A 13081-nucleotide genomic window follows, 5' to 3' on the forward strand; every position below is an offset into this window, starting at 1 on the left:
CCTGTCGGCACGTCGCGCCGTGGTGCGGGGCGCCCCCGACCACAATGGGAGCTCCCCGTCCCCCGGGGAACCTCTTCGCACGACCTCGACCGGAGGCGCCGTGGTCCCGACCGCCGCACGTACCCCGAGGGCCGCCGCCGTGCTGCTGGCCCTGCTCGCCGTGGTCCTCGGCCCGGCCCACACCGCCCCGGCCCGGGCGGCGGAGCCGCCCGCCGCCCCGGCCCCCGGCGCACCGCACCTCGGGGCGGTGCTGGACTGGTCGGAGGACTCCGCGGCCGCCCACGCCGAGCGCCTCGGCGCACCGGCGGCGGTCTACGGCCGGCCCGTCCCCCTGCCCATGGGCCCGCGGGAGCAGGGTCACCTGCGCGACTACTTCGGTCAGGTCGCGGCCCAGGGCGCGCACGCGCTGCTCACCGTCCGCCCCGGCGTCCCGCTGGCCGAGGTGGACGATGCGCGCGCCGCCGCGCTCGCAGCCCAGGTCGCGGACGCGGCGCAGGGCTACGACGGCACCGTCATGATCCGCTTCGCCCCGCAGATGAACGCGTCCTGGGTGGACTGGGGGCAGCAGCCCGAGGCCTACCGCACGGCCTTCCGCGCCGTGGCTGCCGCCGTGGACGCCGAGCTGGCGGGCGCGGTCCTGGTCTGGTCGCCCACGGCGGCCCGGGACTACCCCTTCCGGGCGCCGTCGGGGGCCGCGCCCTCCGGCGGGGCCCTCGGCGACCTGGACACCGACGGCAGCGGCGTGTGGGACGTCGACGACGACGCCTACGCCCCCTACTACCCGGGTGACGACGTCGTCGACTGGGTGGGGCTGACCGTCCAGCACGACGAGACGGGTGAGGGGCAGGCCCGCAACACCGTGCCCGAGCCCGGGTCGTTCGGTGCGGCCCTGGGCCCGCCCTCCCCGGACGTCCCCGCGGGAGCGGAGGACTTCTACGCCGCCTACGCCGTGGGGCGGGACAAGCCGCTGCTGGTGGAGACGGCCGCCTTCTACAGCCCCGGCGCCGCCGGCGCCGGGGAGGAGCGGATCAAGCGCGCGTGGGCGGAGCAGGTGCTGGCGGCCCCCGCCGAGGGCTACGACCGCATCGGGGCCCTCGTGTGGACCGAGACCGCCGAGCGGCGCGAGGACGGCCCGGTGGTGGTGGACTGGCGGATCACCCACGAGCCGGGGCTCGCCGGGGCCTTCGCACGACAGGTGGCGGACTCCGCCGCGGTGACCGGGCCGGTGGTGGAGGCCTCCGCCCTGGAGGGCACGGCCCCGGCCGCGACGGGGGTCACCCTGACGGGTCCGGCGGCGTGGGCAGCGGCCGCCGCCGCGCTCGCGGCGGTCCTGGTGCTGTGCCTGCTGCCGCGCGCCCGGCCGGTCCGGCAGCTGGGCTACGCGGACACGGGGGCCCGCGACGCCCGCATCGACATGCTCCGCGGCGCGGCGATCGTCTTCGTCGTCGTCAACCACGTGGGGCTGACCTCGCTGTTCCAGCTCCTCACGCAGGAGAGCGTCGGCGCGGTCTCCGGGGCAGAGCTGTTCGTGCTGCTCTCGGGGGCCGTGCTGGGGCTGGTCCACGGCCCCCGGGCCCGCGACGGGCTGGCGGAGGTGGTGGACCGCACGAGCGGGCGGGCCTGGAAGCTCTACGTCACCGCGCTGGTCGTGGTGCTGATCGTCCTGCTCCTGAGCCGCCTGCCGTTCCTCGACGCCTCGGCCGTGACGACCTTCACGGACCAGGGCACCGGAGCGGCCGGGGCCGCCGCGGCCGGGGCCACCTACGACCTCTACGCCGGGATGGACGGACTGTTCCGGTTCCCCGTGCCCGCCCACCTCGTGCCCGCGCTGCTGCTGCTGCAGGTCGGTCCCTGGCAGTTCAACATCATGGGCCTGTACGTGGTCCTCCTGGCGCTGAGCCCGCTCGTGCTGGCCGCCCTGGCCCGCGGCCGCACCTGGGTCGTCGTGCTCGCCAGCGTGAGCCTCTACGCGGTCGGCACCACCACGCGGTGGCGTCTGCTGCCCTCCCAGTTCGAGGACTCCTTCCCCCTGCTCGTGTGGCAGGTGCTCTTCGTGCTCGGCACGGTCGCCGGCTACCACCGGGCCCGGATCGTCGACTGGTTCTCCGCCCCCCGGCGCCGGCCGCTGCTCACGGGGTGCGTGCTGCTGGCCGCCGTCCTGGCCGTGTTCTCCTGGACCGGTCCCTACTTCACCAACGCCTACGACGTCCGGCTGGCGCTGCTGCCGGAGGAGGTCTTCCGGTCGGTGTACGACTCGCTCTTCCAGCGCACCTACCTCGGGCCCGGGCGCCTGCTCAACGTGCTCCTGGTGGTGGTCGCCGCCTACGCGCTGCTGACCGCCTACTGGAGGCCGCTGCACCGGGCGCTCGGCTGGTTCCTCCTCCCGCTGGGCCGGGCGAGCCTGTACGTCTTCGTCGTCCACGTCTTCCTCGTGCTCGCCGCGGCCAACGTCCCGGCCCTGCGGCAGGGGGACGTGTGGCTGAACACGGCCGCCTACGCGGTGGTGCTCGCCCTGCTGTGGCTGATGGTGCGCACGCGCTTCCTGTTCCGGCTCATCCCGCGCTGACGGACGAACGCGAGGTGACGACCCGGTAGTAGTTCCCGCCCGTGACGGGACCGTGAAGAACCCGAGATCCGTACTGCTTTGTAGCGCTGACCAGCAGTTTTACCTTGGTGACACCTACTCGGGTTGGGGGAAGCCATGAAGAGTCTGCGCACGATCGTCACCGGCCTCGCGGTCACGGGACTGCTGGCGGCGGGGGCGGCGCCGGCCGTCGCCGACGGCCGGGACGGCCGGGACGGCCGGGACGGCAGGGGCCACAAGGACGAGCACATCAAAGTGATCCTCGTCGAGAAGCACGCGAGGAGCGGGCACAAGAAGGTCGTCGAGGAGAAGACGGTCGACCTGAAGGAGGCCGCCCGCTACGCCGACCGCAAGTGCGAGGACGGCCACTACTGGAAGTTCTACCGGACCGCCAAGTGGGTCGAGGAGAAGGACAGGAAGTGGGTCGAGGTCTGCTCCTACGACCACCGCCACAACAAGCACAAGGACTACTACGTCTACTTCTCGGACGTGGACGCGAAGAAGCACGACCACCACGGCAGGCGCTGAGGTCCCTGCGGACGCCGTGCGCCGGAGGACCCGCCCGGGACGACCGGGCGGGTCCTCCCGCGCGTGCGGCCGGACCGTCTCCCCGGCCGTCGCGGCCGGCGGCCCGGTGCGCGCCCGGCGGCGCCGTCCCCGGTGGTAGCTTTGTGCTCAGTCAACGTACTATCCACGAGCATCCACGGAGGCGGGCATGAGTCACTCGGTAGGCCCCGGCACGGCCGGCACCTCGAAGGCGGGGACGGAGCACTCCGACCCCGGGGAGGCGTCGATCCTCGACGTCGTCAAGGTCTTCGCCCGGCTGCTGCCGAAGCAGCTGAAGGACGAGGCGCAGCTCGCCAAGCTCGAGCTCACCGACAAGGCCAAGACCCTCGGCAAGGGCGCCGCGTTCGTCGCTGTCGGCCTCGTGTTCCTGCTGCTGGCCACGATCGCGCTCGTGGGCGCGGCCATCGCCGGTCTCGCGCAGGTCATGCCGTCGTGGCTCGCGGCCCTGCTGCTCGCCGTGCTGTTCCTCGTGGTGCTCGCCGTGGCGGCGCTGATCGGCGTCTCGACGATCAAGAAGGCCCTGCCGCTGGTCCCGCGCAAGGCCGTGTTCGGCACCAAGTACGACCTCGGCGTCGTCAAGGAGGGCTCCGCCTACACCGAGGCGCGCGTCCAGCGCGAGGAGCAGCTGGCCCGCGAGCGCAAGGAGCAGGAGAAGCGCGAGGCCGCGCAGGACCCCGCCCGCCAGAAGCCGCCGGCGCCCACCGAGGAGCAGCTGCGCCACCGCCTGAAGCTGCGCCGCGAGCACCTGAAGACCCTGCGCGACGACGTCCAGGGCCGCGCCGAGACCATCCAGGCCGCGACCAAGGGCTTCGTGGACCGCACCGGGCGCACGGTGCGCACCACCCCGAAGGACGTCCGGTCCGCGCTCGGCGCCGCCCGCGGCACCCGCCCGGCCGGCGCGAGCGGCGGGCAGGGCGCGGGGCTGGGCGAGCGCTGGCAGCCGCTGACCGTCCTCGCCGTGGCCGGCAGCGCGTTCGTGGTGTTCCTGCGCAAGCTCTTCCGCTGACGCAGCGCCGCGGCCGCGCCGTGGCGCAGAACCCCGAGGGCCCGGGAGCGCGACGCTCCCGGGCCTTCGCCGTGCGTTCACCCGGAGGCCACGCGTGCGGGCGGGTCCGCCGGGTCCGCCCCGATAGACTCGCCGCTGTGGACGAAGGACGGTGGTGGGGATGAACCAGTGGCTGGCCGTCGTCCTGGCCGTCGCCTCGGCGCTGTGCCTGGCCGTGGGGACGCAGCAGCAGGGGGCCGCCGTGGCCGACCGCGTGCCCGGCCGGCTGAGCCTCCGTGCCCTGCCCGCCCTATTGCGCAGTCCGCGCTGGCTGCTGGGCCTGGGGCTGCTGGGGGCCGGCACGGCGCTCAACGTCACCGCCCTCGGCCTCGCGACCGTGACCGTGGTCCAGCCCATCGGCGTGGTGGCGCTCGTGGTCACGACCCTGCTCCACGCACGCCACCGGCGGCTGCGCATCAACCGCCGCACGTGGGCCGCGATCGGGATGTGCACCGCCGGCGGGGCCGTGTTCGTCACCTGCGCGGTCTCCGCCACCGACCCCGCCCGCGCCATCTCGCGGTGGGCCGAGCACACGGTCGTGCTGGCCCTCGTGGTCCTCGTGTGCGTGCTGGGCACCGCCGCCCTGCTGTTCCGCGGGAGCCTGGGCGGGACCTTCTACGTGGTGGGCGCCGGGATCCTCTACGGGTTCGTGGCCGTGCTGGTGCGCCTGACCCTGACCCGCATCCAGGGCAGCGCCGGCGGGCCGCTGGACGACGTCAACTGGGCCGCCGTGGGCGTGGGCGCCGCGGCGGCGGTGCTCGGCGGGTGGTTCGTGCAGAGCGCCTTCGCCGGCGGGCCGCCCGACGTGGTGATCGCCGGGCTGACGGTCCTCGACCCGATGGTGGGCGTGCTGCTCGGCATGCTGGTGCTGGGGGAGGCCGCCGACGGCTTCTCCGTGGCCACCGGCGTGCTCATGGCCGCCGCCGGCGCCGTTGCTATAGTCGGGGTCGCCGTGCTCTCGCAGCACCACCCGGAGGTCCTCGCCCGCCGTGCGGCCCCCGCCGGGCCGCGGCCCCCCGCTCCCGGCGCCCCGGCGGCGGACCCCGCAGCCCCTGACCGCGCAGCACTCCACCGACCGGGAAGCCACGCTTGAGCGCCGAGACCACGACCCCCGACCGGCCCCTGACCGTCCTGCTGGGCGCGGAGACCTACCCGCCCGACGTCAACGGCGCCGCTCAGTTCGCCCACCGCCTCGCCCGCGGCCTGCACGAGCAGGGCCACCGGGTGCACGTGGCGTGCATGCGCCCCGAGCCGGGGCCGTCGCAGCGGCAGGAGGACGACGGCGTGGTCGAGCACCGCCTGCGCTCCCACCACGCCTTCACCCACCCCTACTTCCGGCTGTGCCTGCCCTGGGAGGTCCTCGGGCCGATCCGCCGGCTCCTCGACGAGGTGCGCCCGGACGTGGTGCACGTGCAGTGCCACTACATCCTCGGGCGCCTGCTCGTGCGCGAGGCCCGCCGCCGCGGCATCCGCACGGTGGGCACCAACCACTTCATGCCGGAGAACCTCGAGCCGTTCCTGCCCTTCCCCGGCTGGTTCCTGCGCTGGTACCGGGGCGTGTCGTGGCGGGACATGGTCCGGGTGCTCGGCCGCTGCGACGTCGTGACGGCCCCGACCCCGCTGGCCGTGGCCACGATGCGGGAGAACGGCTTCCCGGACTCGGTGCTGGCCGTCTCCAACGGGATCCGGATCGGCGACTACGAGCCGCGCCCGGGGGAGCGGGCCGGCGCGCCGGCCCGGCCCACCGTCCTGTTCGTGGGCCGGCTCGCCGTGGAGAAGAACGTGGACGTGCTCGTCGAGGCCGTCGCCCGGCTGCGCCGCGAGCACGGCCTGGACGTGCGCGCCGAGCTCGCCGGCGACGGCGAGCAGCGCGCCCGCCTCCAGGAGCTGGCCCGCCGCCGCGGCGTGGCCGACCGGGTGGTCTTCCTCGGCCACGTCAGCGACGAGCAGCTGCGGGAGGCCTACCTGCGCGCCGACGTGTTCTGCCAGCCGGGCACCGCGGAGCTGCAGTCGCTGGTCACCCTCGAGGCGATGTCCGCGGCCCGTCCCGTGGTCCTCGCCGACGCCCGCGCCCTGCCGCACCTCGTGGACGAGGGCGTCAACGGGTGGCTGTTCGCCCCCGGCGACCCCGCGGACCTCGCCGAGAAGCTCGCCCGGGTGCTCGGCGCCCCGCCGCAGGAGCGGGCCCGGATGGGCCGGGCCAGCCGGCGGAAGGTCGAGCGGCACAGCTTCCCGCGCACCCTCGAGACCTTCGTGCGGCTCTACCGCGGGCAACCGGTGGAGCAGGCCCCGGGGCCGCACGCCCACGACGCCGGGGACCGGCCCCGCCGGGCCCTGCGGCTGCGCGGTCCGCGGCCGGTGCGGGCCTCCCGCGTGCGGTAACGTGGAGCTGCGCCGCCGGGGCCCCGCCCCGGCGCGGGGCCGTAGCTCAGCTGGTCAGAGCAGAGGACTCATAATCCTTCGGTCGCGGGTTCAAGCCCCGCCGGCCCTACCCCGCGCACCCGAGAGGCCCCGGACCCCGTCCGGGGCCTCCGCTCGTCGCCGCCCGGCCAGGTCCGCGGGCACGGGCAGCAGCACCGAGGGCTCGAGCGCGCCGACGAACAGCAGCGGGTTGAGGTAGTCCCGGCCGCGGCGCACGCCCCAGTGCAGGCAGATCCCCGGGTCGCAGTGGTCCCGGCCGCGCAGGGTGCCCACCGCCTGGCCGCGGCGCACGCGGTCCCCGGGCCGCAGGGAGGACTCCACGGGCTCGAAGCTCGAGCGCAGCCCCGCCCCGTGGGCCACGGTCAGCACCGGACGGTCGACGACGACCCCCGACCAGCTGACGGTGCCGTCGGCGGGGGAGCGCACGACCGCCCCCGGCCCGGCCGCCAGGTCCACGCCCCGGTGCCCGCGCAGCCACCGCTCGGCCGGCGGCGCCCACGCCCCCACGACCCGCGGCCGCGGGAGCAGGGGCCACGCCCAGCCCGCCGGGGCGGTCGCGGCCGGGGGAGCGGGTGCGGCCCCCGCGGGCGCGGGCGGTCCCGGCAGCAGCAGGAGCGGCAGCAGGAGCACGAGGGCGGCCCGGGGCAAGGTGCGGCGGGCGGGGGAGCGCGGGGGCTGGACGGCGGCCATGGCCCCACCGTGGCCCCGGGCGGGCACCGCGGGCAGGGGCGCGTGCGCCCTGTGGGCGCCGCCGGCGGCGGGGCCGGCGGTGCGGGCGGTGTGCAGGAGGGATCCCGGCCCTGTAGTACACTCGGGGGCGCAGTCTGCTCTCTGCGCCCCTGTGGCGCGCCCTTCCGTCCCCGACCGGTCCCTGCCGGACACCGGGACGGGGCGGCGAGCGGCTGACTTCGCGCGCAGCGCCGCCGGGAACTCCTGCTCCCGGCCCGGCCGCTTCCGGTCCGCGCCCCGCACCGGCGGGACGCGGCAGGCGGCCGGCGGCGGACCCCACCCGGGTCCGGCCCGCCGCTGCGCCAGGGGCTCGTCCGCCGGACGCAGCCGACAACCGTGGAACCGCGGCCGGGCGCACGAGCGCGCCCGGGCGCACGAGAGACCAGGAGACGACATGTCCGTCGTTACCATGCGCCAGCTGCTCGACAGCGGCGTGCACTTCGGCCACCAGACCCGCCGCTGGAACCCGAAGATGAAGCGCTTCATCTTCACCGAGCGCAACGGCATCTACATCATCGACCTCCAGCAGTCGCTGTCCTTCATCGACCGCGCCTACGAGGCCGTCAAGACCACCGTCGCCCACGGCGGCACCATCCTGTTCGTCGGCACCAAGAAGCAGGCCCAGGAGGCCATCGCCGAGCAGGCCACCCGCGTGAACATGCCCTACGTGAACCACCGCTGGCTCGGCGGCATGCTCACCAACTTCACCACGGTCTCCAAGCGCATCGAGCGCATGAAGGAGCTCGAGGAGATCGACTTCGACGACGTCGCCGGCTCGCAGTACACCAAGAAGGAGCTGCTGCTGCTGCGCCGCGAGAAGGAGAAGCTGGAGCGCACCCTCGGGGGCATCCGCAACCTGACCCGCACCCCGTCGCTGATCTGGATCGTCGACACCAAGAAGGAGCACCTCGCGGTCGACGAGGCGCAGAAGCTGGGCATCCCGGTCGTCGCGATCCTCGACACCAACTGCGACCCGGACGAGGTCGCCTTCCCGATCCCGGGCAACGACGACGCCATCCGCTCCGTCAACCTGCTGACCCGCGTGATCGCCGACGCCGTGGCCGAGGGCCTGATCGAGCGCCACAACCGCCGCACCGGCGGTGGCGAGGCCGCCGCCGAGCCGATGGCCGAGTGGGAGCGCGAGCTGCTCGAGCAGCACAACGCCGAGCAGAACGCCCCGGCCGCCGAGGCGCCCGCCGCGGAGGCTCCGGCCGCCGAGGCCCCTGCCTCCGAGACCGCCGCCGAGTAGTCCCGACCACCCCTTCTTCCCCGGTGCGGCCGTGCGCCGCACCGGGGCCGGCCGGGGCGGCCGCGCGCCGCCCCGGCCGGCCCACCGACAACGTGAGGAGTTCCCATGGCGAACTACACCGCCGCTGACATCAAGGCCCTGCGCGAGCGCACCGGCGCCGGCATGCTCGACGTCAAGAAGGCGCTCGACGAGGCCGACGGCGACCTGCAGAAGGCGCAGGAGATCATCCGCGTCAAGGGCCTCAAGGGCGTCACCAAGCGCGAGGGCCGCGCCACGGCCGAGGGCCTCGTGGCCGCCCGCGTCGAGGGCACCGTCGGCTACATGGTCGAGGTCAACTCCGAGACCGACTTCGTGGCCAAGTCCGCCCCGTTCGTCGAGTTCGGCACCAAGGTCCTCGACGCCGCGGTCGCCGCCGGCGCCTCGACCCTCGAGGAGCTGCTGGCCGCCGAGATCGACGGCAAGCCCGTCTCCGAGCACGTCGTCGACGCCGGCGCCCTGCTCGGCGAGAAGATCGTGGTCCGCCGCATCGCCCGCGTCGAGGGCGAGAACGTGGCCGTCTACCTGCACAAGACCTCCAAGGACCTCCCGGCCCAGGTCGGCGTGCTCCTGGCGGTCTCCGGGACCGACGCCGCCCAGGTCGCCCACGACGTCGCCGTGCACATCGCCGCGCTGTCCCCGACCTTCCTCACCGAGGAGGACGTGCCCGCCGAGACCGTCGAGTCGGAGAAGCGCGTCGCCGAGGAGACCGCCCGCGCCGAGGGCAAGCCGGAGAAGATCATCCCGAACATCATCGCCGGCCGCCTGAAGGGCTACTACAAGGACGTCGTCCTGCTCGACCAGGACTTCGCCAAGGACTCCAAGAAGACCGTCGGCAAGGTGCTCGAGGAGGCCGGGGCGACCGCCACCGCCTTCGCGCGCTTCCGCGTCGGCGCCTGAGACCGGCCGCCGGGCAGCGCCCGGCACCGACCACGAGGGAGGCCCCCCGTCCGCGGGGGGCCTCCCTCCGTCGTGCGGCGCCCGGCTCCCCGGGCCCGGACGACGGCGGGGCCGGCCCCCGGTGCCCCGCCCGGGGTTCTGTATGCTGAGGAGGGCCCGTCCCGCGTCCCCCGCACGCCCCCGTGCGGGCGGCAGCAGGACCTGCGCCCGCCCACACCGCACCGTCGTCGCCGGGAGGAACCCATGCCCACCACGTCCGCCTCCGAGATCCAGGACGAGGCACTGCGCATGAGCAGGGACCCGCGTGCCACCCCCACGCGCCGCCGGGTGCTGCTGAAGCTCTCCGGGGAGGTCTTCGGCGGCGGCTCGATCGGCGTGGACACCGGCGTGGTCCGCGACATCGCGGAGCAGATCGCCGCGACCGTCGGCCGCGTCGAGACCGCCATCGTCGTGGGCGGCGGCAACTTCTTCCGCGGCGCCGAGCTCTCCCAGGCCGGGATGGACCGCTCCCGCGCCGACTACATGGGGATGCTGGGCACCGTCATGAACTGCCTGGCGCTGCAGGACTTCCTCGAGCAGTGCGGGGTCGACACCCGCGTGCAGTCGGCGATCAAGATGGAGCAGGTCGCCGAGGTCTACATCCCCCGCCGGGCGATCCGGCACATGGAGAAGGACCGCGTGGTGATCTTCGGCGCCGGTGCCGGGCTGCCCTACTTCTCCACGGACACCGTCGCGGCCCAGCGCGCGCTGGAGGTGCACGCCGACGAGGTGCTCATGGCCAAGAACGGCGTCGACGGCGTCTACACCGCCGACCCGCGCACCGACCCGCACGCCGTGCGCCTGAACTCCCTCACCTACGACGACGCCCTCGCCCGCGACATCCGCGTGATGGACCAGACGGCCTTCAGCCTGTGCCGGGACAACGACGTCACGATGCGCGTGTTCGGCATGGAGGGGCAGGGCAACGTCACCCGCGCGATCCTCGGCGAGCAGATCGGGACCCTCGTCACCGCCTGAGCCGGGTCCGGCCGGGGCCCGGCGGGCCCGGCGATAGACTGGCCGGAGCACCCGACCGCGCGCCGCAGGCGCCGGCACCGGCCGAGAACGACCCCGCGCGGGCACGCCGTGCGGAACCGACGAAGGAGCCTTGCGTGATCCCAGAGATCCTGTCCGAAGCGAAGACCAAGATGGCCAAGGCCGTCGACGCGGCGAAGGAGGACTTCGCGGCCGTGCGCACCGGGCGCGCCAACCCCTCCCTGTTCTCCGGCCTGCTCGTGGAGTACTACGGCACGCCGACCCCGCTGCAGCAGCTGGCCTCCTTCCAGAATCCCGAGGCGCGCACGCTGCTGATCACCCCCTACGATCGCTCGGCGCTCAACGACATCGAGAAGGCGCTGCGCAACTCCGACGTCGGGGCGAACCCCGCCAACGACGGCAACGTCATCCGCGTGGTCATGCCCGAGCTGACCGAGGAGCGGCGCAAGGAGTACGTGAAGATCGTCGGGCACAAGGCCGAGGAGGCCCGCGTGTCCGTGCGCAACATCCGCCGCCACGCCAAGGACCAGGTCGAGAAGCTGGTCAAGGACGGCGAGATCGGCGAGGACGAGGGCAAGCGCGCCGAGAAGGATCTCGACGGCTCGACCCGCAAGCACATCGAGCAGATCGACGAGCTGCTCAAGAACAAGGAAGCCGAGCTGCTGCAGGTCTGATGTCCGACCCGTCCCGCGCGCCGCACCGCGGGACGGGGACCTCCCCGGCGAGCCCCGGGCAGGCCCCCGTCCCGGCGGCGCCGACCGCCCCGGAGCCGGCCCGCCGGCACACCGCGCCCTCGCGGGCCGGCCGGAACCTGCCCGCCGCCGTCGGGGTGGCCGCGGTCCTCATCGGCACGCTGCTCGTGGGCCTGTTCCTCGAGCCCCTCGTGCTCGCGCTGCTGGCCGGCGTGGCCTCCGGCATCGGCGTGTGGGAGGTCGGGCGCTCCCTGCGCTTCCGCGGCATCCACATCCCGCGCGTGCCCGCCGTCGCGGCCGGGATGCTCATGCCCCTGGCCGCGTTCGCGGGTGAGGGCGAGGCCCTCATGATGGCCGTGATCGTCGGCCTGACCCTCGTCATCGTCTGGCGGGCCCTCGGGCGGCGCGAGGGGATGATCCTCTCCGTCATGGGCTCGGTCTTCGCCCTCGTGTGGGTCGGCTTCCTGCTGAGCATCGCCCTGCTGCTCTACCACTCCGAGGGCGGGCCCCTGAAGGTGCTCACGGTCATCCTCGTGGCGGTGGGATCGGACACCTTCGGCTACGCGGTCGGCGTGGTCTGGGGCCGCCACCCCATGGCCCCGAGGATCAGCCCCAAGAAGTCCTGGGAGGGCTTCGCCGGGTCCCTCGGCGGATCGGTGCTGGTGGGCGTGCTGTGCGCCGTGCTCCTGCTCGACCACGCCTGGTGGGAGGGCGCCGTGCTGGGCCTCGTGCTCGTGTGCGCGGCCACCCTCGGGGACTTCTCGGAGTCCATGGTCAAGCGCGAGCTCGGCATCAAGGACATGGGCACGCTCCTGCCCGGCCACGGGGGCGTGATGGACCGGATCGACTCCATCCTCTTCGCCGTGCCCGCCGGCTACCTGCTGTTCGCCCTCTTCGCGGCCGTCTGAGCGGGGAGCTGCCGACCGTGTCCAGCGAGCCTCCCGGCGCGGCCCCCGCTCCGCCCGTGCTGCCGCGCTGCCCGCAGCACGAGTCCGGCTACGACCCCGCACCGGTCGACGCCCTCCTGACCGCCGTCGCGCGGCGCCTCGCCGCCGGTCCCGGCGCTCCCGGGCCGGGCCTGCCCGGCCGCGACGGAGCAGGTGCCTGCGCGCCCGGCAACGGCGAGCCCGGCAACGGCGCGCCCGGCAACGACGCATCCGACGACGGCGCGCCCGGCGATGGTGCGCCCGGCGACGGCGCGCCCGACCCCGGTGCCCTCCGGTCCGCTCCGGACGCCGCGGCGGGAGCCGCCCCCGGCCCGGGGGAGCGGCCGTTGATCACGAGCGCGGCCGTGCGCGCGGCGGTCTTCGACGCCGTCCCCGGCGGCTACCGCACCGGCCCCGTGGACGAGGCGCTGGCGCGCGCGGAGGAGGAGCTCGCCGCACTGGAGCGCACCGACTGCGAGCGCGCCCACGGGGCGGCGGCGTGGCGGGCGCGCACCGAGCAGCTCGCCGCCGTGCTGCGGGGGCGCCTCGAGCGGCCCCGCACGCAGCGCTTCCGCCGGCCCGCGCGCGTGCGCACCCGCGGCTACTCGGCCGCCCACGTCGACGTGCTGTGCGAGCGCGTCGCCGAGCGCCTCGCCACGGGGACCGGCCCCGACGCCGCCGCCGTGCGCGAGGCCGTCTTCCCGCCCGCCCACGGCGAGCGCGCCTACGAGGAGCAGCAGGTGGACGCCTTCCTCGACCGGGTCGTCGAGTACCTCCTCGCCGTGCGCTGACCACCCTTCCCGGAGCCGCTGTGTATACACGGTGCGCACGGTTCAGTCCAGAAAGCTCCGCAGGAGCGTCTTCTTGGCGCCGGTTCCGCCTTTTCCGGCAATTCGT

General features: G+C 74.8%; 12 protein-coding genes and 1 tRNA gene. 12 read left to right on the top strand and 1 reads right to left on the bottom strand.

Annotation, left to right across the window (positions count from 1 at the left end; all coding sequences use genetic code 11):
- Positions 1 to 100: 100 nt before the first annotated feature.
- The 6 genes from opgC (at position 101) to LQU92_RS07455 (ending at position 6687) form a co-directional block, all read left to right on the top strand.
- Positions 101 to 2566, top strand: a complete 2466-nt coding sequence (opgC, locus tag LQU92_RS07430) for an OpgC domain-containing protein (protein WP_230779485.1) — start codon at positions 101 to 103, stop codon at positions 2564 to 2566.
- 135 nt (positions 2567 to 2701) lie between these two features.
- Positions 2702 to 3112, top strand: a complete 411-nt coding sequence (locus LQU92_RS07435; protein WP_230779488.1) for a hypothetical protein — start codon at positions 2702 to 2704, stop codon at positions 3110 to 3112.
- A 187-nt stretch (positions 3113 to 3299) separates the two neighbouring features.
- Complete coding sequence (locus LQU92_RS07440; protein WP_101852637.1) at positions 3300 to 4157, top strand: phage holin family protein; 858 nt, start codon at positions 3300 to 3302, stop codon at positions 4155 to 4157.
- 160 nt (positions 4158 to 4317) lie between these two features.
- Positions 4318 to 5289 carry a DMT family transporter gene (locus LQU92_RS07445; protein WP_230779490.1) on the top strand — a complete coding sequence of 324 codons (972 nt, stop codon included), beginning with the start codon at positions 4318 to 4320 and terminating at the stop codon, positions 5287 to 5289.
- Positions 5286 to 6578, top strand: a complete 1293-nt coding sequence (locus LQU92_RS07450) for a glycosyltransferase (protein WP_230779492.1) — start codon at positions 5286 to 5288, stop codon at positions 6576 to 6578. Before LQU92_RS07445 ends, LQU92_RS07450 begins: the two co-directional genes overlap by 4 nt.
- A 35-nt stretch (positions 6579 to 6613) precedes the next feature.
- Positions 6614 to 6687 (top strand) — tRNA-Ile (locus LQU92_RS07455).
- Here the strand turns inward: LQU92_RS07455 and LQU92_RS07460 are convergent.
- Complete coding sequence (locus LQU92_RS07460; protein ID WP_230779494.1) at positions 6669 to 7307, bottom strand: M23 family metallopeptidase; 639 nt, start codon at positions 7305 to 7307, stop codon at positions 6669 to 6671. The genes LQU92_RS07455 and LQU92_RS07460 overlap by 19 nt on opposite strands.
- Positions 7308 to 7740: 433 nt before the next feature.
- Here LQU92_RS07460 and rpsB point away from each other — a divergent pair, with 433 nt between their 5' ends.
- The 6 genes from rpsB to LQU92_RS15285 all read left to right on the top strand — a co-directional run bounded on the left by rpsB (position 7741) and on the right by LQU92_RS15285 (position 12975).
- Positions 7741 to 8595 (top strand): 30S ribosomal protein S2, encoded by an 855-nt coding sequence (gene rpsB / locus LQU92_RS07465; protein WP_230779496.1) that lies wholly within the window; start codon positions 7741 to 7743, stop codon positions 8593 to 8595.
- Between the two features lie 105 nt (positions 8596 to 8700).
- Positions 8701 to 9531, top strand: coding sequence for a translation elongation factor Ts (gene tsf, locus LQU92_RS07470; protein ID WP_058858456.1), 831 nt, complete (start codon positions 8701 to 8703; stop codon positions 9529 to 9531).
- A gap of 288 nt (positions 9532 to 9819) precedes the next feature.
- Positions 9820 to 10548 carry a UMP kinase gene (gene pyrH / locus LQU92_RS07475; RefSeq protein ID WP_058859817.1) on the top strand — a complete coding sequence of 243 codons (729 nt, stop codon included), beginning with the start codon at positions 9820 to 9822 and terminating at the stop codon, positions 10546 to 10548.
- Positions 10549 to 10682: 134 nt separating this feature from the next.
- A complete protein-coding gene (frr, locus tag LQU92_RS07480) occupies positions 10683 to 11240 on the top strand; it encodes a ribosome recycling factor (protein WP_058858457.1) in 558 nt (185 codons plus the stop codon).
- Positions 11240 to 12166: a phosphatidate cytidylyltransferase gene (locus tag LQU92_RS07485; RefSeq protein ID WP_230779498.1), complete on the top strand. Its 927-nt coding sequence runs from the start codon at positions 11240 to 11242 to the stop codon at positions 12164 to 12166. Before frr ends, LQU92_RS07485 begins: the two co-directional genes overlap by 1 nt.
- Before the next feature lie 17 nt (positions 12167 to 12183).
- Positions 12184 to 12975, top strand: a complete 792-nt coding sequence (locus LQU92_RS15285) for a DivIVA domain-containing protein (RefSeq protein WP_230779500.1) — start codon at positions 12184 to 12186, stop codon at positions 12973 to 12975.
- Positions 12976 to 13081: the final 106 nt, after the last annotated feature.

Origin of the sequence: Kocuria sp. LUK, from assembly GCF_021012935.1 — a bacterium.
Classification (GTDB): Bacteria; Actinomycetota; Actinomycetes; order Actinomycetales; family Micrococcaceae; genus Kocuria; species Kocuria flava.

Coding starts and splice junctions, on each gene's coding strand:
- LQU92_RS07435 (WP_230779488.1), top strand. CDS start 2,702: ATGAAGAGTCTGCGCACGATCGTCACCGGCCTCGCGGTCACGGGACTG.
- LQU92_RS07440 (WP_101852637.1), top strand. CDS start 3,300: ATGAGTCACTCGGTAGGCCCCGGCACGGCCGGCACCTCGAAGGCGGGG.
- LQU92_RS07445 (WP_230779490.1), top strand. CDS start 4,318: ATGAACCAGTGGCTGGCCGTCGTCCTGGCCGTCGCCTCGGCGCTGTGC.
- LQU92_RS07460 (WP_230779494.1), bottom strand. CDS start 7,307: ATGGCCGCCGTCCAGCCCCCGCGCTCCCCCGCCCGCCGCACCTTGCCC.
- rpsB (WP_230779496.1), top strand. CDS start 7,741: ATGTCCGTCGTTACCATGCGCCAGCTGCTCGACAGCGGCGTGCACTTC.
- tsf (WP_058858456.1), top strand. CDS start 8,701: ATGGCGAACTACACCGCCGCTGACATCAAGGCCCTGCGCGAGCGCACC.
- pyrH (WP_058859817.1), top strand. CDS start 9,820: ATGAGCAGGGACCCGCGTGCCACCCCCACGCGCCGCCGGGTGCTGCTG.
- LQU92_RS07485 (WP_230779498.1), top strand. CDS start 11,240: ATGTCCGACCCGTCCCGCGCGCCGCACCGCGGGACGGGGACCTCCCCG.